The organism is Cytobacillus firmus DS1 (assembly GCF_000565285.1).
Lineage (GTDB): Bacteria > Bacillota > Bacilli > Bacillales > Cytobacillaceae > Cytobacillus > Cytobacillus firmus_A.
Genome location: NZ_APVL01000006.1, coordinates 221,983 through 242,700, shown reverse-complemented (window position 1 = coordinate 242,700; position 20,718 = coordinate 221,983). Strand labels below are relative to the sequence as shown.

The window sequence follows — 20,718 nt, the reverse complement described above, 5'->3', positions numbered from 1 at the left end:
TAGGTGATCTTGAATGTTCATTGAGATAAATGATGTAAATAAACATTATAACGATAAAGAAAATCGTCCTGTTGACGTACTGAAAGATATTAATCTATCGGTTGAAAAGGGCCAGTTTGTCTCGATTTTAGGACCTTCAGGATGCGGAAAGTCAACTCTTCTTTCAATCGTCGCAGGGCTGACTAAAACAAGTTCAGGCAACATTCAAATCGATGGAAAAGCCATTACAAAACCCGGAAAAGACAGGGGAATGGTTTTCCAGCAGGCAGCGTTATTTCCCTGGCTGACAGTCATGGAAAACGTTACGTTTCCCCTGAAAAAAGAGATGAAGAAAAAGGATGCAGAGGAAACCGCATTAAAGTATCTGCAAATGGTTCAGCTGGGAAAATATATATCCCATTATCCTCATGAGCTATCCGGAGGAATGCAGCAGAGGGTAGCGATCGCAAGAGCACTTGCCATGAACCCGGAAACACTTCTAATGGATGAACCATTCGGAGCACTTGATGAACAGACCAGAACGCGATTGCACGGACAGCTGGAAAACATTTGGACTGAGACGAAAAAAACGATTCTTTTTGTTACTCACAGCATCTCAGAATCTATTAAACTGTCAGATCGGATCATTGTAATGGGGACAAAGCCGGGAATCATTTTACAGGATATAACGGTTGATATTCCCAGACCCCGTGAGGGACATAAGAAAGAAATGCTTGAAATTGAAGATCATATTATGAAATACCTGAAAAAGGAAATTGATAAAGTGGTCAGTGAGGAGCTCCAATATGCAAACAGCCATTAAACGGATCATATTTTTTGCAGCCATCATTGCTTTCTGGGAAATTGGATCACGGCTTGAGCTCTGGCATCCTCTGATTTTTCCTTCTCTGTCCAGTGTATTCAGTGCACTTGTTGAAGGGTTTCAGGATAAGACATTAATCTATGATTTAATCGCAAGCTTTAAGCGGCTCGCAGTCGGTTTAACGATCAGCCTTATCATAGGGACTTTGATTGGAATTCTCTTAGGGAAATCCAAAACTGCTGATGAAACACTTGGTGCTGTCATTCTTGCTTTACAAAGTGTACCAAGCATCGTCTGGCTGCCGATCGCGATCATGTGGTTCGGCTTGAATGAAAAGGCAGTTATTTTTGTGACCATACTTGGCGGTACATTTGTAATGGCTCTGAACATGAGAACAGGAATAAAAAACGTTTCACCATTATATATCAAAGCAGCCCAGACAATGGGTGCGACTGGAATTGACTTATTCACAAGAGTCATCTTTCCGGCATCCATTCCTTACGTTGTAACCGGCTCCCGTCTTGCCTGGGCATTTGCCTGGCGGGCACTGATGGCCGGTGAGCTTTTAAGCACAGGACCTGGATTGGGCTACACACTTCGATATGCTTCAGACTTTGGAAGAATGGACATCGTAATCGGTGTCATGATTATTATTGGAGCTATCGGAATGATTGTTGACCAATTCATTTTCCAGCGCATTGAAAAATCTGTTATTAAAAAATGGGGACTTGAGTCTTAATTTTGGAGGGGTAAAAATGAAAAAGGCTATTTTATGGGTTGCTGTATTATTTACTTTTACCGGGCTGCTTGCGGGCTGCGGATCATCTGAGAAAAGCAGCGGTGAGGAAGACAAGATTGTCATCGGTTATTTTCCTAATATCAATCATGTGCCGGCAATGGTTGCGAAAGATCAGGGATATTTTGAAAAACAGCTTGGCGATGGAACGAAAGTCGAATATAAAACATTTGCTGAAGGCGGTTCTTTCATGACAGCTCTGAAAACGGGCGACATTGATGCAGGTCTTGTAGGACCCGGACCAGCCATGAATAATTTCTCAACCGGTGCTGATGTTAAAATTATCGCGGGTGCTTCAACCGGCGGAACCGTTGTCCTTGCGAGAGAAGGAGTAGAAATCAACTCACTGGAAGACTTTCAGGGGAAAACATTCATCACGCCTGGTGTAGGATGCACACATGATGTCCAGTATGAAACATATCTTGAAGAAGCCGGCATCACATCAGCACGCATCGGCGGTACTATGAAGCATCTAACAGGCAACCCTGCACAATATGCAAGCATGCTAAAAACAGGTAAAGTCGATATTGCAGTCGCTCCGGAACCGTGGGCAGCCGTCATCGAACAGGAAACAAATGCAGAAGTGGTAATTGGATGGGATGAAGTATCCTTTGGTGAAACACTTCCGGCATCCGTATTGGTTGCAACGGGCGATGCAGTAAAGAGCAGCCCGGAAAAAGTACAGAAAATCGTTGATGCACATAAAGATGCTGTTAAATTTATCGAAGAAAATCCTGAAGAAGCAAAAGCCATTACAATCAAAGATATTAAAGAAGTGACCGGCCAGGAGCTGGAAAAAGAAGTAGTAGACCGCGCCTGGGAAAGAATTGGGTTCACTTACGATGTTGATGCAGACACAATCCAGGAATTTGCAGATTCATCCTACACGTTAAAATTCCTGAAGGATAAACCGGAATTTAGTGAACTGATTGCGAAGAACTTTATTAAATAAGCATATTTGGACCGGAGCCCTGATGGGTTCCGGTCTTTCTTGTGTTATAGGGGGAACAGAAGGAACTCCTCCGCGCGTAACTCACCAGAATCCGCGCACAAAACAACATTCCCGCGCAAACCAGAAGCCAGTCCGTTCACACAAAACCAAGCAATCGGCGCATCCCTGCTCTTTTCCGTTATTTTATTCCAGTTACACAAACGGTTAATACGGGCCTGGCCACTTTATATGAAATGGAAATGGAATGGAACCCTGCAGCCTCCATATCAGCTTTGATTACCTGCCCCAGATTTTTGGCAATGGTTTCATCTGCTCCTTCTTCTCTCGGCTGAACGGTGATCGCAATAATTCCGTCTTTCTCAAGCAACTCATGGAGATGCTGAAGAGACTCTCTTGGTTTTGTCCATAGGGGGTAATTGTTAACTGAAAATATTTTATTATACTTTTTATCCGGAAAGTAATCGTGAACATCTTTAACGAACAATCTGACCTTTCCCTGCTGAATATAATCATCGTTCAGTTTAGCTGCAGCCTCCTTCATATCTTCGGATACATCGACTCCATCCGTCTCTGCATGGCGCCAGTGATCCATAATATGCTTAATACTGTAGCCGGGGCCAAAGCCAACCTCTAAAATAGAGTCCCTGCGTTTAATCTGTAATTGTTCTATTGTCCATTTGTTAATCCTGCGGTTTTCAAAGTACATGATTTTCCCGGCAAGCTTTCCCAGTAATCCTTCTGGCTTCTCAAATTGTTTTCCCAAAATATCGAACATGTCCCTCACCTCGGTGTTTAATACTTATATTTAGTCTCTTTAAAGAGGTTCTAAACCTTATTCCGTAAAATGGATAATTAATTTTTTACTGGAAAAGGTACTATTATGAAATAAGATAGGAGGAAGTCCGTTGATTTATGGCGAAGATCAATACCGAAAAGATCTTAATCGGTATATTGGAAATATTGATGATCAAATTCACTCGCTTTTCAAAACTCTTGAGGAATTCAGCTGCTGTATTTTATCTGATTTCGAAACCTTGCAGAAGACAGTTGCAGAAGCCCACACTATTGCTTCGACATATTATCTGCAGTCATATTTAGCTCCTTTTGCGAAGGAATATTCAAGCGTATCACTCGCTGCCCAGCACCTATCTGAAAAAAGGCATGGAGGGCTGATTGTTGTAGAAAGAAGACAACCGGTTGAAGAATATTTACATAACGGAACGCCGATAGGAGCAAAAGTAAGCCATACACTGCTTGAAACAATCTTTTACCCGGGAAACCCGCTGCATGATGGGGGTACTTTAATAAGAGAAGACATCATAGTTTCTGCAGGAAGCATTCTGCCTCTTACAAGAAAAACCATTGAAGGAAAGAAACTTGGGACTAGGCATAGAGCGGCAATTGGCATCACTGAAAAATCAGACGCAGTTGCCATAGTGGTTTCAGAGGAAACAGGCCGCATTTCTTTTGCAGTAGATGGACAGCTATATACAATCCGCACTTAAAAATCCCCCTAATACCGGGGGATTTCATCTTAGTTATTTCTTATTAATTTGTTTTCCGCTTTTTTTCTGGCTTTGAGATTTATTGTTTCCCGCCTGAAACTCGCTTCCGAGTTCAACATCGTTTCGCTTATCCTGTTTTTCAATTTGGGATCTAGTTTGATTTGGATTTTGTCTGCCTTGTTTTGTCATATTTCAGTCCTCCCTTAAAATAGCTGACAGTCTTAATATGCGCTAATACCGGGAATAGATGAATAATATATTATAAAATTGAACTAAAGAGGTGATTAAAGTGTGCGGCAGGTTTACTTTAACGGAAACAATCCATAAGCTTCAGCTGCTGTTTGGGTTTGAGTATGCAGAAGGAGAGGTTATGCCAAGATATAATATTGCCCCCAGCCAGAATATCATAACAGTCACTGGCGAAGGCAAACAGCGGATCGGCAGGCAGATGAAATGGGGGCTGGTCCCTTTTTGGGCGAAGGATGAAAAAATAGGTTACAAAATGATAAACGCCAGAGCGGAAGGCATTGACTCGAAACCAAGCTTTAAAGCTCCCTTCAGAAGCAAAAGATGCTTAATCCTCGCAGATGGATTTTATGAATGGAAGAAAACCGAAGAAGGAAAGCAGCCTTACAGGTTTATTATGAAAGATGAAAGGCCTTTCGCTTTTGCAGGAATTTGGGATATCTGGAATAAAGGCAAAGCTCCTTTATTAACCTGTACAATTATTACAACGGGACCTAATGAAGTAACAGAGGAAGTTCATGACAGAATGCCGGTCATCCTAAAGGAAAATGATTTTGAGGATTGGCTGAATCCCCGTTTTCATGATACAGAATATCTGAAGTCTTTACTTGAACCTTACCCGGCTGAAAAAATGGATAAATATCCGGTATCAGCCAAAGTGAATTCACCCAAAAATGAGCTGGCCGAGCTGATCGCTCCCCTTAATAGCCTATAAAACGGACGCGCGATGCGTCCGTCTCCTTACCCTCTGCTCACAAACATCGGAAGATCCGTATGGCCCATTTCCCGTACATAAACAAACAGGTTCCCTTTATGGTGAATTTCATGATCCATTGCAATCTGCAGCAGCTGGCTGCCTGTAAGTTGCATTCCAAAAATTCCCGTCATATCAATTTTTCTTTCCAATTCCTCACTGGTTAAGGATGAAATCACTTCAATTGTTTTCTCTGTAAAATTTTCAGCAGCTTCAGATAGATTTGGAGCTACCTCATCGAACTTTTCGCGAAACACTGCCGGGCTGCCATCTTTTGCTGTTTTGGCAAACATATAAAAGGAAGTGAGCATATGGGTAACAAGTTTTCCCGCCGGCATGCTTGTTTCAGCTGGTCTGTAATCATAGTGTTTTACATCAATTTTCTTGATCAGCTCATTGGTCACCTTTCTATGTGATAAAAAATAGGATAGATATTTTTGTGCTCTTTCCATATGAATTCCTCCTAAAAAGATAATCAGACTAACATTTCAACTTTTCCTCTGTAAATTCCTTTATATTAGAAAAAGTTTATAGCTGGCAGGGATTTTACAAAATTAGTGGAATTATTTAACAGGGGAAGATTTGGAAGAATCTCTATATTACAGAGGTATTGTTCATAAGGGGGGAGATTCAAAATGGGGAAAAAAAAGAAAAAGAAAAGCCATGTGCCATTTAGGGTCAATTTATTGTTTTTCTCTGTTTTTGTCTTATTTTCGGTATTAATATTAAGGCTTGGTGTAGTGCAGATTGTAAATGGCGAGACATACAAAAAAGAAGTCGATAGGACGGAGGATGTCATCGTATCAAACCCGGTTCCAAGGGGAAGGATGCTTGACCGGAACCATCAGGTTATCGTGGATAATATCCCAAAGAGTGCGATTACATATACCAACCGGAATGCCAAACAGGACGAAATGCTTCAAGTGGCAGAACGGCTGGCTGTTCTGATTGATAAAAAAACCGATAAAGTGACCGAACGGGATAAGAAGGATCATTGGATCTTAAAAAACCCGGAAGCTGCACGGGAAAAAATAACTGAAAAGGAATGGAAGCTTTTTAAAGAAAAAAAACTGGATGATAAACAAATCTATAAGTTGCAGCTAAAAAGAATCACAGAAGATGACCTGAAGCAGCTGAGCAAGCAGGACCTGGAAGTGAGGGCAATTTTCCGTGAATTCACGAGCGGTTATGCGATGACACCGCAAATTGTTAAGAATGAAGGGGTATCACAAAAAGAATATGCGGCGGTAAGTGAGAATCTTCAATATCTACCAGGTGTCAATACAACCACTGACTGGGACCGGACTTACGCTTTTGAGAGTACTCTCCAGACAGTGCTGGGGAAGGTTACGGATTCCAGCGAAGGACTTCCGCAGGAAAAGCTGGATTATTTTCTGTCCAGAGATTACAGCAGAAATGAACGTGTTGGAAAGAGCTACCTGGAAATGCAGTATGAAGATGTTCTGCATGGCCAAAAATCAAAGGAAAAGCTTATTACGAAAAAAGGGGAAATTCTCGGAAGTGAATTGGTTTCTGAAGGCCAAAGAGGCAAAGATCTTGTCCTGACGATTGATATGGACCTTCAGAAAGCTGTGGAAGAAATATTGGAAGAGGAAATTTGGGCTGCCAAGGGGACCCGGGGTACTTATTTAATGGATCGTGCATTTGTTGTCCTAATGGATCCGCATACAGGTGAAGTTCTGACAATGGCAGGAAAGATGATAGGCAAAGATGATAAGGGCAAAACCGTTCTGCAGGATTATGCGCTGGGTACGATTTCCTCTTCTTACAATGTGGGATCTTCTGTTAAAGGGGCAACTGTTTTAACAGGCTATAAAACGGGTGCAATTACACCCGGAACGACCTTTTTGGATGCGCCGATGAAAATTGCAGGAACCCCGCAGGTGAAAAAATCCTGGTTTAACTTTCAGGCAATCATGAACGAAACTAGGGCGCTGCGAATATCCTCAAACGTATATATGTTCAAAACAGCCATTGAAATTGCGGATGCGCGATATGCTTATGATCAGCCTCTTGGATTTAAAAATCCAAATGCATTTGAAGATATGAGAGAATCCTTCGGCCAATTTGGACTTGGAGTCAGAACAGGCATCGATTTGCCAAATGAGGCAATAGGCTATGAGGGCCCTCTCCGATTGCCGGGCTTCCTATTAGACCTTGCAATCGGACAGTACGATACCTATACTCCGATGCAAATGGCCCAATATATATCAACGATCGCAAATGGAGGCTACCGCATTCAGCCGCGCCTTGTTAAGGAAATCCGCGAGCCGGCCACCGAGCAGGAGGAACTTGGCCCAATCTGGAAGGATATTCAGCCGACGGTCTTAAATACGATAGATGTAAGTGAAAGAGAACTAAACACTGTCAAAGAGGGACTAAGACAGGTAATGCAGCATCCTGAAGGAACTGCCTATAGAAGATTCGCGGATGCCCCCTATTCCCCGGCAGGAAAAACAGGTACAGCGGAAGCATTTTATGACGGACCGCTCAAAAAAAAGGGTGATAAATTAATCGATGTAATGAATTTGAGCCTTGTTGCTTATGCGCCGCATAATAATCCTGAAATCGCAATGTCAGTCATTGTACCATGGGCATACCAGGGAAGAAGCGGGCATACTGCCAATTATGAAATTGGCAGGAAAGTATTAGATAGCTATTTTGAACTGAAAAATAAGCAGAGGTCCGGAGCAGAACAGGAACAATCTGCCGAAGAAGGGTCTGAAGCCGAAGAATCCTAATTTTTGCGGCATACGTTGACTGGACAAAAAGCCTTTCCTTATTGGGAATGGCTTTTTTTATACCTGAATTTATTTTTAAAGTGTTTAAGCTTTTCTTTTATCAAGATCGGTTTTTCAGTTTTTCCAAAGATTTTGCGATTAACTATGAATTGAATAGTTTCTTCCAGTATAGCGAGGATTATAAAAAGTATGAAGATTACGAGAATCCAAAACCACATGCCTCTGCTCCTTTCTTTCGTCTGATTCGCATACAATTTATTTATATTCAGGAATGTAACGATAATGATACATATGGAAAAGTAACCCATATGTCCTGTCTGGCTAACCAATGTTAGTTGTTTTCTTTAATAACCTATTACTACTGAAATAAACTTCTGCATCTTTAAGTTTCTGTGTAGTTTAATAATAGAGCTTTCGGGAAAATAGCTTAAAAAGGAGGTTCCAGACATGAAAACAATAAATGTAGAGCTTCAATATGATGATCAGGAAATAAATGATAATCAGACAAAAGCATTTGATGAATTGAAGAGCCGTCTCGAAGGAACAGGATTTAAAGTGGTGACGATTATGGAAAATGATCAATATTTAAAGGAGAATTCCGGCCTTCCAAATCAAAAGAAAAATAAGGTTCTGCCTTCCCAGCCTGAAGGAGCGGAACCTGATATTAATTCCAGCGGGGCGGGAGGCATGGTGTCTCCTGATTCCAGTGAGAGCAAATACTCTGAGTAAGTCCATGAGCCTTAGTTACATTGCAGACTAAGGCATTAATTTATTTGGAGGGGAATATTTAATCAGGTGATGGCTCCTAAAAGCAGAAAACCAGTTTGCAAATCCATCAGAAAAACAAAAAGGAGAGCAGGCAATGTACTCTGCTCTCCTTTTTCAAAAGGCAATACTTTAAACCTACCCTTTAGCAATTATCTGATTTGTGAAGATGAAGCGGCGGAGGAATCAGCCATCCTTTTTCTTTGTTCATGCGAAGAACTTTTAAGCCTAAAGCGGCTTTTTGAATATGAAATTGGCCAAACATGCCTGCAATATCTTCACGTACACACTGTCCCATGATCGTACTGCAGCCAACCAATCCTGCTGCCAGGTCTCCTGCTAATTTTGCAGCTACCTCAGGATCCATGAACCTGGCACCTGGAGGAATATCATTCACACATGCATCAGGTCTGTCCGGCGGTGCAGGAGGAAGGCCAATTCCGTTTTCCTTTAACATCGCCTCGATTTGTTCTTCTTCCTGCTTGGAGAGGCGAATTGCTTCTTCAAGCATCTTCTTTAAGTCCTCATCTCCAGAGTGGCTTAGCATGGTCTGGTATGCAGAAGCCATACCTTTGCCTGCGAGCAGGTAAGACCAAGTACTGAAGACTTCACCATAGTGCATCGGTTCATCTTTTGGATTTCCGCTTAAAATACCCATAGTATACCTCCTTAGAAAATTCATAATTGTGCCACCTTCCTTATAATGCACAGCTATATCATGCCCATCAGGCGCCTAAAAATGTAATCAATATTAAATGGTTAAACTTCTGCTATTTGTGGTAAATACCTTATAAAAGCAGAGGAGATGAAAACTATGGACCAAACAAAAAAAACCTATTATATAGATATTGAAAATGCTCAGATTTACACTGAACCGGTAGAAGCTGCCGAATGGCAGTTTAAGATTTTTGCCAATGACGAAGAATTGGCTCAGTTAAATGAATACATTAACGAGAATTATGATGCAGATCTTAAAACATTTGCCCGTGCTCATGTACCGTTTCTGGAGTACCATAAAGAATCGAAAAATGATGAATACGATGCATCTATGGAAGGCATATATAAAATGATTTATGATCTGGGTGATAATGAAGCCCGGAAACATATCGAAGGAATGGGAATTCTATAATCGGAATAACGCAGCTGGTCTTTAAATGGACTGGCTGCTTTTAAATAAAATAATACATAAAAAGAACCGTCTTTTCTGCTTCATCAGAAAGACGGTTCTTATATTTGCCCCTGTATAATTGATCTTTTTTAGTTTTTGTTTTCCTTGTACGCATGTCGCTAAACACAAATGGGCTCCGATTGCATTCAGGGTTTCTTTTTCCCTCACGCACTGCTTTTTCCCTTATCTTCTTAGCAGATGATTTAGCCATATTATCAGCTCCTTTTGTTAGGATTGTATCATTAATTTCTAGATAATTCCATCCCCCGGCAGACAACTTTACTGCCTGTCTAAAAGGCCTTAAGTGGTCTTTTTTGTCAGCAGCTTTATCCTTCCGGCATCTGTCATTTCTCAAATTTTTTAAGATAGGGGAATTTCCCCCTCCTAATGGGGAAGTTCCCTGATATCGAAAAACTCCTCGCACTTATACAATTAGTTTAAGGTAATTGTTTGTGAATGAGGAGGAGTTATTATGCAGGCAAAAGCTGCAGTCAATCAAAAATCAGGGAACACATTAAACAATGCGTTTGCATCACATTTTGCCAAGTCGATGTTTTTATCTGTAACAGCATTAGCTATTCTTTCTTTTATTGGCACAAGAATGTTTACACATGTTGATTTAAACCTGTACGGATATATGGTAGGGACGATTGTGTTCATTGGAGGGTTTTTCTATAGATTCATCGCCTGGGGCGAAAGGCCGCCAACAAAGCTGATTTTGAAAAAAGGATTGAAACTGTTATTAAGAAAGTCAACGCCAAAGACATCTGTTGAGCATCTTGCAACATACAATTTTATCTGGAATAGGGGAATTTACCGATGGACCCAGCACGTGCTGATCGGCTGGGGCTGTATCTTATCCTGCTTCGTTACATTCCCTCTGGTTTTCGGCTGGATGTATTTTACGATGGATGACAATGGTCATTACAACATTATTGCAATGGGCATGAAGGTAATGACTGTCCCGGCGGATGGCATTATCGCCAACCTTTCTTACAACGCGCTGAATATTACAGCAGTAATGGTAATTGCCGGTGTTTGCATGGCACTTTACCGCCGCCTGAAAAATATGCAGGCAAGAGCAGAGCAGAAATTCCTGTATGATTTTATGCCTTTATACATGCTGCTTCTGGTTAGCATCACAGGGCTGGCTTTAACCTTTATGAATATCTTTTTACACGGTGCGGGACAGCCGGCAATGTCACTGATCCATCAGTGGTCAGTTATCATTACACTGATTTACCTGCCATTTGGAAAGCTTGCACATATTCCTTTCCGGCCAATGAGTGTTTTGGCAAGAAACTACCGGGAACATTATGCCGAACAGGGCATGAAGGAATGCAAGGTCTGCGGAGATCAGTTTGTTTCAGTTGAACAATCAAAAGATGTCGTCGATGTTCTCTGCGTGAACGCTATTGAATTTAAAGCAAAGGAAGGGCATCATCTTGCAGAAATGTGCCTCCCTTGCAGAAGAAAGTACCGGATTGCACAATTTTCCGGATTCCCTACTCATGAAGTGAAGGTCAAGGAGGCAAACCAGAATGCAAAGGGATAAGTTTTTTAAAGAAATTGAGAACCTAAACCATCCGAATGAAAAATTGATAAAAACACACTGCAGCTATTGCGGCATGCAATGCGGAATGAATTTGAGGGTTAATACACAGACAAACAAAATCATCGGGGTTGAACCCCGTTATGACTGGCCGGTTACTGTCGGAAAAATGTGTCCGAAAGGGGTTACTGCCTACCAGCAGACCAACCACAAAGACCGCCTTCTGAAGCCGCTGATCCGGGATGATGCTTCTTTGAAAGGAACGGCAGAAGGGTTCCGTGAAGCAAGCTGGGATGAGGCATATGATTTGATCGCAAAAAAGTTCAAAGAGCTTCAGACAGAATACGGAAAAGATTCACTCTCCGTCTTCAGCGGAGTTTCCATGACAAATGAAAAATGTTATCTGACAGGAAAGTTTGCCCGGGTTGCTCTGGGAACACGCTATATTGACTATAACGGGCGATTCTGTATGTCGAGCGCTGCCGGCGGATTCCTTCGTTCCTTCGGAGTAGATAGAGGCTCAACATTGCCTTGGACAGATATTCATGAAACTGATTGTCTGTTCATCGCCGGAAGCAATACAGCTGAATGCCATCCAACTTCCATGTTCCGTATTTGGAACGTTCAGGAAAGAGGCGGATATATCATTGTGGTGGATCCCCGTGAAACGCCAATTGCAAGAAGAGCTGACCTTCATCTCGACCTTCAGCCTGGAACAGACCTTGCACTTGCAAACGGAATTGTTAATCAATTGATTGAAATGGGCTATATAGATGAAGAATTCATTAATAAACATACGAACGGCTTTGAAGAAACAAATGAACTTGTAAAGGATTTTACACCTGAATATACAAGCATGCTGACGGGTGTAGCACCGGAAAAAATCATCCGCGCTGCCGAAATATACGGAAAAGCTCCAAATGCAGTTGTCATGTTTGCAAGAGGTGTGGAACAGCAGCATAAAGGTGTTGATAATGTTTCTGCATATACCAACATGGCGCTTGTAACAGGAAAAATCGGCCGCCCTAAAGCCGGAGTAGCCACATTCACCGGACAGGGCAATGGACAGGGCGGAAGAGAGCACGGGCAAAAGTCAGATTTGCTTCCAGGCTACCGGAAGATTACAAATCCAAAACATGTTGAAGAAGTATGCAGCGTTTGGGGTATCACGCCTGAAGAAATGCCGCAGCCCGGTGTTTCTGCATATGAAATGATTGAGCTGATGGAGCAAAAAACCATTCGCGGTCTATACCTGCTATGCTCAAACCCTGCTGTATCTGCACCGAACCAGAATTTTGTCAGAAAAGCATTTAAAGCCTTGGATTTCATGGTATGCTCCGATTTCTATCTTTCTGAATCGGCAGAATTTGCAGATGTGATCCTGCCAGCCGTTACCTGGTCGGAGGACGAAGGGACAGTAACAAATATTGAAGGTCGAATAATAAAAATCAACAAGGCACAGGAGCCTGTAGGTGAGTCCAAGCCGGACTGGCAGATTCAAGTGGAGCTGGCTGAGCGGTTAGGCAGAGGAAAATATTTCTCTCACCTGAAAACAGCCAGAGATGTTGCAGATGAATTCAGGCTGGCAACTAAGGGCGGCTATGCGGATTATTATGGTGCCACATGGGATAAGATCGATAAGCAGGATGGGGTTTTCTGGCCTTGCAAAGACGAAAAAGATGAAGGAACACCACATATGTTTCTTGATAAAAAGTTTTACCATCCGGATGGCAAAGCAAAGATATGCGCACTGCCGTACCGTCCGCCAGCGGAAGAACCATGTGAAAAATATCCGCTTCGCTTAACAACTGGCCGGGTAGTTTATCATTATCTATCAGGGAATCAGACCAGAAGGATTCCATTCCTTCATGATATGTGTCCGGAGCCATATGTGGAAATCCATCCGGACACAGCATTAACATATAATATGGAACATGAAGAAAGAGTCCGTTTATTTACAAGAAGAGGCGAGGCTATCTATAAAGTCAAACTTACCGAAGCCATCCGCAAGGATACAGTCTTTGTTCCATACCATTTTGGACATGAAGACTCTATTAATCTATTAACGATTGCAGCATTAGATCCAATATCCCGTATGCCTGAGTTCAAGGCATGTGCTGCACAGCTGGAAAAAGTCGAATTAAAGAAGGTGCAATAAATGAAGAAGAGGCTGTATTTGGAACTTGAAAACTGTATAGGATGCCGTTCTTGTCTGGCAGCATGTACACAATGCGGGGGGCATGAGGAGCGCAACAGAAACTATGTGTATGATGTAAATCCTCTTGTGAACCGGCAGACAATGCCTCTCATGTGCCTTCACTGTGAAAATCCGGCATGTGCACGTAGTTGTCCTGCCCAGGCTATTCAAATTCATGAGACAGGCGCAGTGTTATCTGCACTCGTCGAAAAGTGTATTGGCTGCCAGAACTGTACAATTGCCTGCCCATACGGCATACCGAAATTTGATCACGAGCAGAACCTAATGTACAAATGCGATCTATGCATTGATCGTACAAAAGATGGAATTTCTCCTATGTGTGCGAGTGTGTGTCCATCCAATACATTGCAGTGGCTGACAGATGAAGAAATTGATAACAAGAAGAAGCAATTTAACCTTGATAACGGCAAATGGGTTACAAGCATGCCGTATCTTGAAGGCGAAACAAACGTAAAGGTCAATCTGCCGGGAATCCTGCAGGGGATTACAAAGCTGTTTTAGGAGGGATTAGGGATGTCTGATAAGAATAACAAGATTCCCTTTAATGAAGATAATTATACGCACAATATCGAACGGAATAACGAAAGAAAACTGGATAGACGGGGATTCATGAAAACTTTGGTTGGAGCGGCCGGTGTTTTTGCGGTTTCCTCCCTTCCCTGGGGGGCGGTAGCTGCCAAAGAATTAATGGGCCTAGGAGAAAAGGAATATCCTCATAAGAAAATAACCGACGTAAGCAACCTGCCAATTGGCGATGCAGTGGAGTTCAAGTTTCCTGGAGATCATGATGATGCCATTTTAATCCGCTTATCTGAGAACAAATATGTTGCCTATCAGAATGCGTGTACACATTTGCGCTGCCCTGTATTTTGGGTGAAGGAGCAGGGTGAAATGATTTGCCCTTGCCATCACGGCAAGTTCGATGTGGAAACTGGTGCGCCAACTGCAGGACCGCCAAGAAGACCGCTGCCGGAAATTCAGGTTAAAGTGGAGAATGGATCAATCTATGCTGTGAGGGTGAAGCGTTATGAAGCGTAGATACCTTGGAGTCCTTATTTTGGCCGCAATTTTAATGATGAATATTGTCTTTACTCAATATATGGTCCACCAATATTATTACGAAAACTATGAAAATGTACTGATTTTCGGCGGGCTGAATATTGTTCTTTTTCCCTTGGCTGTATTCGCTTATAAAAAGACGATTAACATGAGGGCGTGATATTAATGAACAGTGAAACATATCTTGATTTTTGCTTTGTAAGAGAACAATCCGGGGATTTTGCTCCGGAAGTTAATCAGATCCTCTCTGAACTCTTTAAGGGAGTCCGCCTCAACTGGTACTTGGATGAAAAGTCACATGACGGGATGGACATTGTTGTAGCAGAGGTAAAAGGCATGAGCAAATGGAAATCCGAAGAGGAAACTATTGAATTTATAGAAGAAAATGCAGGAGAATCCTTCTGGAAATATCTTCAGGGATACCAGATGTATGTTTACCCTGCCAAAAGAGGGTGCGGCAGCTGTGGAGCACATTAAAAAAGAGGATCTGGATAGATTTGTCCGGGAGAAGGTTCAGGTGGCAATTTTAGATGAAGATGGAAGTGATAAAGCACCATTCGTTCCTAAGATAATTGAAAAAACAGGACTTTGTCCTGATGGAACACACTTGCGGATTTATTTTGATAAAATGAACTTTTTTGCGGTTCCGCTGACCTCCTCTGTAGAAGCATCCGAGACCCAGTGGGCTGCAAGTGATCAGGAAGCCGGATTAAAATATGTAATTAAGAAGAGAGCGTGAATAAAATGATAAGAAAAATACAGCTTCCATTGCAGACGTTAAACTTAGTTGCCGGGTTTATGGTTTGGGTGCTGATATCCTCTCTAATGCCATTTATAAAGGAAGATATCAATATCCCAGCCGATAAGCTTGCCCTTGTAACAGCTGTTCCGGTCATCCTCGGATCGCTGCTCCGCATACCTCTGGGATATTATGCTAATCAGTTTGGCGCCAGAGTAATCTTTATGCTGAGCTTTATTCTTCTATTATTTCCAGTCTATTATATAAGCATAGCAGATTCTATTACTGATTTGCTTATCGGGGGCTTATTCCTCGGCCTTGGAGGAGCGGTATTCTCTGTTGGTGTTACTTCTCTTCCGAAGTATTACCCAAAGGAGCGTCACGGGTTTGTAAATGGCATTTACGGGGCAGGGAATCTTGGAACAGCCATCACTGCCTTTGCAGCACCAGTTGTTGCCACAAAATTTGGATGGTCACTAACCGTACAGATTTACCTTGTTCTGCTGGGGATTTTCATTGCGGCCAACTTCTTCCTCGGGGATAAAAAAGAAGTTAAAGTACAGACTCCGCTGCTTGAGCAAATAAAAGGGGTCTATAAAAATGAAAAACTATGGCTATTGAGCTTATTCTATTTTATTACCTTTGGATCATTTGTGGCATTCACCATTTATTTGCCAAACTTCCTTGTAGCTCACTTTGAACTTGATAAAGTTGATGCAGGATTAAGAACAGCAGGTTTCATTGTTCTTGCAACTGCCATGAGACCAATAGGCGGCTGGCTTGCTGATCGTTTTCACTCTTTAATTTTGCTGATGTTTGTTTTTGGAGTTTACACCATTTCTGCGGTGATCCTATCTCTATCTCCGTCTATTACATGGTATACATTCGGATGCTTAAGCATTGCTCTATCAGCAGGAATTGGAAACGGAGTTATCTTTAAGCTCGTGCCTATGTACTTCCAAAAGCAGGCAGGTATCGTAAACGGAATTGTGTCTGCGATGGGCGGCCTTGGCGGATTTTTCCCTCCGCTGCTTTTGACTCTTCTATTTAACATTACAGGGCATTATGCAATTGGTTTTATGGCATTATCTCAGGTTGCCCTCGCCAGCCTGATTCTGGTTGTTTGGATGTATTTCCAGGGAAGGATGGAAATTGCGAGTCAGGTGATCGATCATACAATCGAAGGCATTCTGGTTACAGATAAGAACGGAAAGATTATTTCTGTAAACCCTGCTTTCACAGAAATTACCGGTTATAAGCAAGAGGAAGTAGTCGGCAAAAATCCGAGTATCCTTAAATCAGGAAAGCAGTCTAAAGGCTTTTACCAGGACTTGTGGACTTCAATTGAAAACAATGGATTCTGGCAAGGGGAAATATGGAATTCCCGCAAGGATGGGGAAGAATATCTCCAGTGGCTGACCATTAGCGCGATTAAAAATGACGCCGGAGATGTAGTCCAATATGCAGGCATGTTCAGCGATATTTCCAGCCATCGGGTTAAAAAAGCAAAATAAAAGAAAAAAATAAATTTAAAAGGAGGAGGGATGAAATGGAAACCCAGCCGGCAAAGAAAAATATCAGTTCATATATTATTCAATCTCAGGAAGATGAGATCAAGCGCATTGCCCAGGAGCTTCACGAAGGGGTAGGGCAGACGCTTTACAGTCTATACACAGGCATGCAGTTCATTCAGACAGCTGTCGATCAGCCGGAGATGAAGGGCTATATAGGGGATATGGCACAAATGATGGAGAAAACAATTCAGGAAATCAGGCTTCTGGCTGTGGAATTGCATCCCCCTGCTTTAGGAACGCTCGGTCTCTTGCCTGCTCTGAAAAGTTATCTGAAATTATACACTTCGACCTATGGAATCATTGTTGATCTTCAGAATGAGGGAAAGGAAGTGCAAATCAGGGAACAGGAAAGGATTACACTTTTCCGTGTTTGCCAGGAAGCCCTGGCTAACATTGCAAGATATGCTGACACAATGAGTGCAGGCATTATTCTTCGGTGGAAACCGGGAAAGCTTTCAATCACTATTAAAGATAAGGGGAAGGGCTTTGATGTAGATGCCGCAATGAAAAACTCAGCCGGCATTGCTGCCATGATGGAGAGAATGCTGTTAATCAACGGCAAATGCATCATCAGCTCAAAAATCGGGGAAGGGACTTCAATAGATATTACCCTTCCTTTATACTAAGATTATACTCAACAAGGGATCTGCATACAGCGGCTCCCTTGTTGCCTATTACAGATTTTTATCGCAGTCTAACGGGCAGTAAGACCCCCACTTCAAGACTCAGAGGAATCAAAGGAGGATAAGTGGGGTTCAAACTGCCCGTAAAGGCCCGATTGGTAGATACAGTGAAACTTGCCGAGGCGCAGGCAGAGGCTTAGTTGAACCAATCGGGTTCGTAGTGTCGATTGATCGAAGCGCTAGCGGAGATCTTGGCGACACTAGAACGCGACTAACAATCAGTGGGGGATAAAGCCCCCCACTGATTGAAGTTTCACTTTATAGACGGACAAATGCAAAGGGGGAGCGGGCTTGATCAATATTTTACTTTGCGATGACCACGCGGTGGTCAGGATGGGTTTGAAAATGCTTTTAAATAACCATGATGACATGCAAGTGGTTGGTGAAGCTTCTGAAGGCAATGAGGGGATTCAGCAGGCCCTGGAATTAAAGCCTGATGTGGTTGTCATGGATTTAAGCATGCCCCATGGGAAAGATGGCATGTCGGCAACCTCAGAATTAAAAAAATTAATGCCTGAAATAGCAATCCTTATTTTGACCATGCATGATGATGAAGAGTATTTATTCAGGGCGATTCAAGCAGGCGCTTCCGGGTGTATTTTAAAGAGTGCACCTCATGATGAACTGCTCGCAGCAATCCGGTCTGTTGCAAGCGGGAATGCGTATTTACATCCATCTGCAACCAAAAGGCTGATGGAAGAATATATCGGAAGTGTGAAGCAGGGGAACACCGATACATTCAACCTTCTTTCCGACAGGGAGAAAGAAGTTCTTACATTAATAGCCAAAGGGTTTTCCAATAAGGAAATTGCGGAACAGCTTGTGATTAGTGTAAAGACAGTTGAAACACATAAAGGTAATTTAATGGAAAAACTTCAGATGAAAACCAGGCCGGAGCTTGTTGCTTATGCCTTAAAGAAAGGGCTGCTTGGCTATGGAATATAAGGGGTGCAGTCCCGGCGAAAGCGTACTAGTGGATCAGGCTTGTGAAAAGGTGCTGACAGAGCTTGAATGTGATTTTGTTGGATTGGCACTGCAGAATACTGATGGCCCGGATGTAAAATGGCATTATGCCGCAGGAAACAGCAATGAAAAATATAAGCGGATTACAGTGAGGTACGGCAAAGGCATTGCAGGGAAAGTGATTTCAACCGGAAGGCCGATGTATGTGGACAACTTCCCTGAAAATATTGCCGGCAAAGCATTGGAATACCCGATTATGCTTGCTGAAGGACTTAAGCATGCATATGCTGTGCCCATTCATTTTAACGGGGTCCCCAAGGGGGTCCTCTTGATCGGGAACCGGTCGGAGCAGCCTATAAGTGAAAGCAGGCAAAGTACAGCAAGGGATGCAGCCAGGACACTTGAAAAAAAGCTGAATGGTTAAAAAAATGCAACTGGAGGAACGTGAATGGACAGGAATAATCAGCTGGCAAAAAAGAGAGAGATTGATCCTGATTCCAGTGATGCAACGATACTTGTAAATAGATTTGGGAACATCTCTTATACGAACGAGCAGGCACAGGAGCAATTTGGATATAGCGGACAGGAGCTGGAGGGGAAGAGTCTTAAGGAACTGCTTCCGGAGATCACTCTGCTTGAAACAGAAGAGGGTAAAGTGGTTCACCAGTATGGAGAGCATCGCAGTGGTGGAATATTTTCAATTTTTTATAGAATTAATTCTTTCAAGCTCGCAGATGAAAGCTATTATTTAATCGTCTTTCACTCAGTCAAAGACAGTTCCCGCTTAAAAAAGCAGCAGTCATATCCGTTAAAGGAATTGGTTGACCTTCAATTTGCCCTTGATGAATCTACAATTGTCGCCTTTACAGACAGAAAAGGAAAAATCACCTATGTGAATGAAAAGTTCTGTGAGGTATCGAAATATTCTGCGGAAGAGCTGATTGGCAAAGACCATAGAATTATCAACTCTTCAAACCATTCCAAGGATTTTATGGAAAGTCTTTGGACCACCATTTCGAACGGGGAAGTCTGGCGCGGAGAAATTAAAAACAAAGCAAAAGACGGAACTTATTATTGGGTAGATACTACGATCGTTCCTTTTATTGATGAAAAAGGGAAGCCGTATAAATACCTGGCAATCCGGAAGGAAATAACTGAATATAAGCGTGTTGTCGAGGAGCTGAAAAATTCCGTAAACGAGCTGATTGATTTAAAGTTTGCCCTGGATTCTTCATCCATTGTGGCCATTACCGATCAGAAAGGCACGATTACGTATGTGAATGATCAATTCTGCAGCATCTCAAAATATTCACGGGAAGAATTGCTGGGCAAGGATCATAGAATTATAAACTCAGGGTACCATTCCAAAGATTTCTTCAGAGATTTATGGAGGACCATTTCATCCGGGAGGGTATGGAAAGGCGAGATCAAGAACAGAGCTAAGGATGGAACGTATTATTGGGTGGATACCACGATCGTCCCTTTCCTTAATGAAAAAGGGAAACCCTATCAGCACCTCGCGATTCGACATGAAGTCACGCAGCGAAAAAATGCAGAAGAAGAGCTGCAAAAAATGATGACAAGAATAATAGATGTTCAAGAGGATGAACGGAAAAGGCTGTCCCGGGAACTTCATGACGGAATAGGACAGAATTTGTACAGCCATCTGATTACCATTAATAGGCTTCAGGCAGAAATAAGCCACCCGCTGCTTGACCAAATGCAGGATGAGGCTGCTGAGATCATTGAAGAACTGCGGGACCTTTCATGGGAGCTTCGTCCCTCCGTGCTTGATGATCTCGGTCTGATACCAGCAATCCGATCCTACCTGGTCCGTTTTTCAGAACATCATAATATCAACGTCCATTTTGATTGTTACCTGGCTTCCCGCCTTGGTTCAAATATAGAAATCACCATCTATAGAATCATTCAGGAGGCACTGACGAATATAAGGAAATATGCTGAAACAGATGAAGCAGCAGTTACAATCAGGCAAATGGAAGAAGAAATCCGTATTGTCATTGAAGATAAAGGCAAAGGTTTCAATGTTAATGCAGTTTCAAGAGGAGTCGGCCTATTTAGCATGGAAGAGCGGGCAAGAGCTGCGGGCGGTAGCATAAATGTTTATTCAGAAGAAAGCAAAGGGACAAAAATTATACTTGAAATTCCAATATAGAAAA

25 protein-coding genes are annotated in these 20,718 nt (G+C 42.4%); 20 read left to right on the top strand and 5 right to left on the bottom strand.

The features are described 5' to 3' along the window. Positions 1-13 precede the first annotated feature (13 nt). From PBF_RS10245 to PBF_RS10235, 3 genes are read left to right on the top strand one after another with little or no spacing between them, the layout of a single operon-like run. Positions 14-802 carry an ABC transporter ATP-binding protein gene (locus PBF_RS10245; RefSeq protein WP_035329617.1) on the top strand — a complete coding sequence of 263 codons (789 nt, stop codon included), beginning with the start codon at positions 14-16 and terminating at the stop codon, positions 800-802. Beyond that, positions 786-1,541, top strand: coding sequence for an ABC transporter permease (locus PBF_RS10240; RefSeq protein WP_035329616.1), 756 nt, complete (start codon positions 786-788; stop codon positions 1,539-1,541). Before PBF_RS10245 ends, PBF_RS10240 begins: the two co-directional genes overlap by 17 nt. Positions 1,542-1,557: 16 nt before the next feature. After that, positions 1,558-2,550 (top strand): aliphatic sulfonate ABC transporter substrate-binding protein, encoded by a 993-nt coding sequence (locus PBF_RS10235; RefSeq protein WP_035329615.1) that lies wholly within the window; start codon positions 1,558-1,560, stop codon positions 2,548-2,550. 178 nt (positions 2,551-2,728) lie between these two features. Here the strand turns inward: PBF_RS10235 and PBF_RS10230 are convergent, their stop codons facing one another. Continuing rightward, positions 2,729-3,325, bottom strand: a complete 597-nt coding sequence (locus tag PBF_RS10230) for a class I SAM-dependent methyltransferase (RefSeq protein ID WP_035329614.1) — start codon at positions 3,323-3,325, stop codon at positions 2,729-2,731. Between the two features lie 130 nt (positions 3,326-3,455). Here PBF_RS10230 and cdaS point away from each other — a divergent pair, with 130 nt between their 5' ends. Beyond that, complete coding sequence (gene cdaS, locus PBF_RS10225) at positions 3,456-4,055, top strand: sporulation-specific diadenylate cyclase CdaS (RefSeq protein ID WP_035329613.1); 600 nt, start codon at positions 3,456-3,458, stop codon at positions 4,053-4,055. 33 nt (positions 4,056-4,088) lie between these two features. On the opposite strand, the gene PBF_RS26450 is transcribed toward cdaS, so the two are convergent. Then, positions 4,089-4,244 carry a hypothetical protein gene (locus PBF_RS26450; protein WP_200870027.1) on the bottom strand — a complete coding sequence of 52 codons (156 nt, stop codon included), beginning with the start codon at positions 4,242-4,244 and terminating at the stop codon, positions 4,089-4,091. Between the two features lie 100 nt (positions 4,245-4,344). Between PBF_RS26450 and PBF_RS10220 the strand changes: the two genes are divergently transcribed. Continuing rightward, positions 4,345-5,016, top strand: coding sequence for an SOS response-associated peptidase (locus PBF_RS10220; RefSeq protein WP_035329612.1), 672 nt, complete (start codon positions 4,345-4,347; stop codon positions 5,014-5,016). Positions 5,017-5,042: 26 nt separating this feature from the next. Here the strand turns inward: PBF_RS10220 and PBF_RS10215 are convergent, their stop codons facing one another. After that, positions 5,043-5,507: a DinB family protein gene (locus PBF_RS10215; RefSeq protein ID WP_035329611.1), complete on the bottom strand. Its 465-nt coding sequence runs from the start codon at positions 5,505-5,507 to the stop codon at positions 5,043-5,045. A 183-nt stretch (positions 5,508-5,690) separates the two neighbouring features. On the opposite strand from PBF_RS10215, the gene PBF_RS10210 reads away from it, so the two are divergent. Then, entirely contained in the window at positions 5,691-7,817 is a 2,127-nt protein-coding gene (locus PBF_RS10210; protein ID WP_035329610.1) for a peptidoglycan D,D-transpeptidase FtsI family protein, read from the top strand. 447 nt (positions 7,818-8,264) lie between these two features. Then, entirely contained in the window at positions 8,265-8,546 is a 282-nt protein-coding gene (locus PBF_RS10200) for a hypothetical protein (protein ID WP_035329608.1), read from the top strand. A gap of 181 nt (positions 8,547-8,727) precedes the next feature. On the opposite strand, the gene PBF_RS10195 is transcribed toward PBF_RS10200, so the two are convergent. Then, complete coding sequence (locus tag PBF_RS10195) at positions 8,728-9,240, bottom strand: DUF3231 family protein (protein ID WP_035329607.1); 513 nt, start codon at positions 9,238-9,240, stop codon at positions 8,728-8,730. Between the two features lie 156 nt (positions 9,241-9,396). Here PBF_RS10195 and PBF_RS10190 point away from each other — a divergent pair, with 156 nt between their 5' ends. Continuing rightward, positions 9,397-9,711, top strand: coding sequence for a hypothetical protein (locus PBF_RS10190; protein ID WP_035329606.1), 315 nt, complete (start codon positions 9,397-9,399; stop codon positions 9,709-9,711). A gap of 40 nt (positions 9,712-9,751) precedes the next feature. On the opposite strand, the gene PBF_RS10185 is transcribed toward PBF_RS10190, so the two are convergent. Then, positions 9,752-9,961, bottom strand: a complete 210-nt coding sequence (locus PBF_RS10185; protein WP_035329672.1) for a hypothetical protein — start codon at positions 9,959-9,961, stop codon at positions 9,752-9,754. Between the two features lie 261 nt (positions 9,962-10,222). Here PBF_RS10185 and PBF_RS10180 point away from each other — a divergent pair, with 261 nt between their 5' ends. The 12 genes from PBF_RS10180 to PBF_RS10125 all read left to right on the top strand — a co-directional run bounded on the left by PBF_RS10180 (position 10,223) and on the right by PBF_RS10125 (position 20,714). Next, positions 10,223-11,305 (top strand): hypothetical protein, encoded by a 1,083-nt coding sequence (locus PBF_RS10180; RefSeq protein ID WP_035329605.1) that lies wholly within the window; start codon positions 10,223-10,225, stop codon positions 11,303-11,305. Further along, positions 11,292-13,460, top strand: coding sequence for a molybdopterin oxidoreductase family protein (locus PBF_RS10175; protein ID WP_035329604.1), 2,169 nt, complete (start codon positions 11,292-11,294; stop codon positions 13,458-13,460). Before PBF_RS10180 ends, PBF_RS10175 begins: the two co-directional genes overlap by 14 nt. After that, positions 13,461-14,021: a 4Fe-4S dicluster domain-containing protein gene (locus tag PBF_RS10170; RefSeq protein ID WP_035329603.1), complete on the top strand. Its 561-nt coding sequence runs from the start codon at positions 13,461-13,463 to the stop codon at positions 14,019-14,021. 12 nt (positions 14,022-14,033) lie between these two features. Next, positions 14,034-14,558 (top strand): Rieske (2Fe-2S) protein, encoded by a 525-nt coding sequence (locus PBF_RS10165; protein ID WP_035329602.1) that lies wholly within the window; start codon positions 14,034-14,036, stop codon positions 14,556-14,558. Further along, positions 14,548-14,739, top strand: a complete 192-nt coding sequence (locus PBF_RS10160) for a hypothetical protein (protein ID WP_035329601.1) — start codon at positions 14,548-14,550, stop codon at positions 14,737-14,739. Before PBF_RS10165 ends, PBF_RS10160 begins: the two co-directional genes overlap by 11 nt. A 5-nt stretch (positions 14,740-14,744) precedes the next feature. Continuing rightward, positions 14,745-15,056 (top strand): hypothetical protein, encoded by a 312-nt coding sequence (locus PBF_RS10155; protein ID WP_035329600.1) that lies wholly within the window; start codon positions 14,745-14,747, stop codon positions 15,054-15,056. Then, positions 15,043-15,318, top strand: a complete 276-nt coding sequence (locus PBF_RS10150; RefSeq protein ID WP_035329599.1) for a hypothetical protein — start codon at positions 15,043-15,045, stop codon at positions 15,316-15,318. Before PBF_RS10155 ends, PBF_RS10150 begins: the two co-directional genes overlap by 14 nt. A 5-nt stretch (positions 15,319-15,323) precedes the next feature. Beyond that, on the top strand, positions 15,324-16,832 hold the full coding sequence (locus PBF_RS10145) for an MFS transporter (RefSeq protein WP_035329598.1): 1,509 nt from the start codon (positions 15,324-15,326) through the stop codon (positions 16,830-16,832). A gap of 35 nt (positions 16,833-16,867) precedes the next feature. After that, entirely contained in the window at positions 16,868-17,518 is a 651-nt protein-coding gene (locus tag PBF_RS10140) for a sensor histidine kinase (RefSeq protein ID WP_035329597.1), read from the top strand. A 348-nt stretch (positions 17,519-17,866) separates the two neighbouring features. Then, on the top strand, positions 17,867-18,520 hold the full coding sequence (locus tag PBF_RS10135) for a response regulator (RefSeq protein ID WP_035329596.1): 654 nt from the start codon (positions 17,867-17,869) through the stop codon (positions 18,518-18,520). After that, positions 18,510-18,962 (top strand): GAF domain-containing protein, encoded by a 453-nt coding sequence (locus PBF_RS10130; RefSeq protein ID WP_035329595.1) that lies wholly within the window; start codon positions 18,510-18,512, stop codon positions 18,960-18,962. The genes PBF_RS10135 and PBF_RS10130 overlap by 11 nt, the downstream gene beginning before the upstream one ends. 24 nt (positions 18,963-18,986) lie before the next feature. Then, entirely contained in the window at positions 18,987-20,714 is a 1,728-nt protein-coding gene (locus PBF_RS10125; protein ID WP_035329594.1) for a PAS domain-containing sensor histidine kinase, read from the top strand. The last annotated feature ends 4 nt before the right edge of the window (positions 20,715-20,718 follow it).